Source organism: Acidobacteriota bacterium (assembly GCA_026393675.1).
GTDB lineage: Bacteria > Acidobacteriota > Vicinamibacteria > Vicinamibacterales > JAKQTR01 > JBAXOX01.
The window spans coordinates 1-2,726 of sequence record JAPKZQ010000035.1; the positions used below are offsets into that span (position 1 = coordinate 1).

The 2,726-nt window shown below is 60.3% G+C and carries 4 protein-coding genes; all 4 read right to left on the reverse strand.

The window, feature by feature from the left end; genetic code table 11:
• Nucleotides 1-121: 121 nt before the first annotated feature.
• Complete coding sequence (locus NT151_08875) at nucleotides 122-856, reverse strand: hypothetical protein (protein MCX6539030.1); 735 nt, start codon at nucleotides 854-856, stop codon at nucleotides 122-124.
• Nucleotides 857-946: 90 nt separating this feature from the next.
• A complete protein-coding gene (locus NT151_08880) occupies nucleotides 947-1,882 on the reverse strand; it encodes a DUF5655 domain-containing protein (protein MCX6539031.1) in 936 nt (311 codons plus the stop codon).
• A 124-nt stretch (nucleotides 1,883-2,006) separates the two neighbouring features.
• Nucleotides 2,007-2,321, reverse strand: a complete 315-nt coding sequence (locus tag NT151_08885) for a hypothetical protein (protein ID MCX6539032.1) — start codon at nucleotides 2,319-2,321, stop codon at nucleotides 2,007-2,009.
• Nucleotides 2,322-2,432: 111 nt separating this feature from the next.
• Nucleotides 2,433-2,726, reverse strand: a 294-nt coding sequence (locus tag NT151_08890) for a type II toxin-antitoxin system VapC family toxin (GenBank protein MCX6539033.1), incomplete at its 5' end; no start/stop codon positions are given.

Consider the following 2,726-nt stretch of genomic DNA (forward strand, 5'->3'; position numbering starts at 1 on the left):
ACGTATACTTTGGACCGGTCAGGCTGGGACTTATGGATGAACGGCTGCTGAGGATTGAAGATCACAAAGGCCGCACGGTCCGAAAGAACATGTCACCCATGTCCCCGGACTGATCTGTTACCTATCTTGCCGACCGCTCACCCTGTGATTTCTCTGCGCATGCGATCTCCGCCGCGATCCTGGATTTCGTCGTATTCAAATCGTTCCTGACTCTCCGCAACACTTGTTTCCAATCGTTGCCGCCGAACATCCACATCGCGTGGCTGCCGGCGCGGAACATGATTGAGTACCGGTTGACGACCGTCGCAGCGCGTTCGAGAAGCGCGTCGATGTCGGGCGGAGCAAGCGTCCCGGCGGGATCCGCGACGACGCCCAAGGCTACGCGAGCATCGCGGTGTGCCAAGACCCTGTTCCGAATGGCCAGCAACTTCCTGACCAACGGGTCGCCCTCCTCCGAAACGCTGGCGGCGTCGTGGAGCAAGGCGGACTCCTCTGGTTGCCTCGCGCCGTCGGCCAAGCTGTCGATGAACGGGTTGCCCTTGAGCCGTTCCCTGAACCGATCGACGTCGAAGAGATGACGATTCGCGGAAATGGTATCCACCAGGCTGCGCAGGCTGAGGGCGCCATTCTGTTGATCGTAGAGTCGGCCGAGCCGGAAGAGGGTAACCTCGCGATGGGCGTTCATCGTCAGAGACCAGAACGCCGGCGCCTCATTGAGTTCCGTGACGAACTCCGGAACGGCCGCGAAAAGGTCTTTGCACAGCCGCCAGTGTATCGACGCTGTCGCCGCGTCCTCAGCGATCGACGCCAACAGCGTCTCGAAGGCGGCTTCCGATGTCACCGGTATTTGTGCCATTGTCGCTGTCCGGCTAACGCCCGGCTTCAGCCGCGGCGGCACCAGATGCCTGCACGCGCCGCCGTCGGCTGCAAGCCGAGGTTAGCCAGTTCATCCGCCCACCTGCTCGTAGGCCTTCTGAATGAAGACCTTCGCGGCTTCGAGGTCGGGTGCATCCTTGAGGGACACTTCCAGGTCTCCCGTGCCGTAGTGGCCCACGTCGGTGACGTCCCGGAAGATCCCCTTCGGGCCACGGGCGACCTTGGGATCGAGCTTTAGGTACAGCAAGACTCGCTGCTGTTTCACTTCCATGCAGACGATGTTCTGGGAGGTCTTGTAGGCGACGTAGAACTTCTTCGGAGACACTTCAATCGCAGGATCAAGACCAGTGATGAAATCGTTGACACTTACGGCCAGCTGACGCATCGCGTCTGGTTTGCCCGTGAGATGCTGTTCGAAGGTGTAGGAGCCGGTTGCACGGGCAACAGCGGCCTTCTTCCCGGCGGCAACCATTACGGGATTCTTTCCCAGAGCCGACACCGCTCCAACACCTGAATCGGACTTCTGAAAGATCTCCTCGAGGTACAAGACGTCGTTCGCGAACAGACGGTACGTCCACAGCTCGATGTTCGCCCCCATCATGCGGACCGCATGCAGATCGTACTTTCGATAGTTCGGAGCTATGCAGATGACTCGAACGTCCGACCAGTCGACCTCGATCTTGGGGCCTAGCACTTTCTGTGCGGCGATCTCGAAGTCTCCCCGATGGTCCTGAATCCACGACAGGTAGAAAAGACTCTGGTTCACGAGGTCGGACGATTCAACGTTCTTGTACTCGACAATGACCGGGTTGTTGTCTTCGGACAGGCCAAGGGTGTCAATCCGGCCCGCGTGTTGCGCTCCTGTCGAAAACTCCGACGCCACGAGGCGACACTTGAAGACCGTGTCGAAGTTCTTCTCGACGAGCTGCTGCAGCAGCTTCTCTGAGCTAAACTTCGACTGTGCCACGGGCTGCAGGGTCGATTTTGAAACCGTGAACAATGGCATGGTCTCGAATCCGAATCTGGCTAACGCCGCGCATCAGCAGCGCGCGGCGCGCCATGCCTCAACATCGCGCCGACCGTCTGCTGCATGCGCTTGTTCGGCGGCATCCGCACAGGTCCACGGCTCGTCACATTCCCCCATGGAACCGACCGAACGTGCGTGCAAGCATGACTGACATGATCAGGATGCCTACTCCCACGATGAGTACGTGTCGGGTCTTCCGCAGATCAAACCGTCCCACGCGACACACGAGCAGGTAGCCAACCGCGAGATTGAACAGACCCCACAAGACGTTGACCGTCGAGGAGGACAGGCCTTCCCCAGGTGGCGATGCAAACGGACTCTGAAACGCATGCCCGGAGATCCCGTTGCCCAGGTGTGGAAGAGCGTTCGCGAGAAAGGCACCGCCGAAGAAATACGCTACGTAGTGGTACCAGCGCATCGAAGTCTCCATTCACTCAAGTCCGCCGAACGTTCCGCGCTCACCCGCCGGTGCTCACGATACACCAGCGCCGGTCGGGTGCAGCGCGTTGTTCGGCGGCTTCCTCCGCATTCAGACCCAGTTCGCCGTCTTGAGCCCCGCGACTCGCTGGAAGTGCTTGGCGTTGTTGGTGACCAAGGTCAGGCCGAGCGACAACGCATGGGCCGCGATAAGCGTGTCAAACGTGCCGATAGGCTCACCGCGCCTCGCCAGGGCATTGGCGATCGGTCCGAACCGGTCAGCGGCCGCCCGATCGAACGGCAGCACCGCGACCGACAGCACGAACGTGTCGATGAGGCCGTGCAGTTTGCGCGACCCTTTCGCGTCCGCACCGAAGCGCAACTCCGCCAACGTGATCGAACTGAT

Coding starts and splice junctions, on each gene's coding strand:
- NT151_08875 (MCX6539030.1), bottom strand. CDS start 856: ATGGCACAAATACCGGTGACATCGGAAGCCGCCTTCGAGACGCTGTTG.
- NT151_08880 (MCX6539031.1), bottom strand. CDS start 1,882: ATGCCATTGTTCACGGTTTCAAAATCGACCCTGCAGCCCGTGGCACAG.
- NT151_08885 (MCX6539032.1), bottom strand. CDS start 2,321: ATGCGCTGGTACCACTACGTAGCGTATTTCTTCGGCGGTGCCTTTCTC.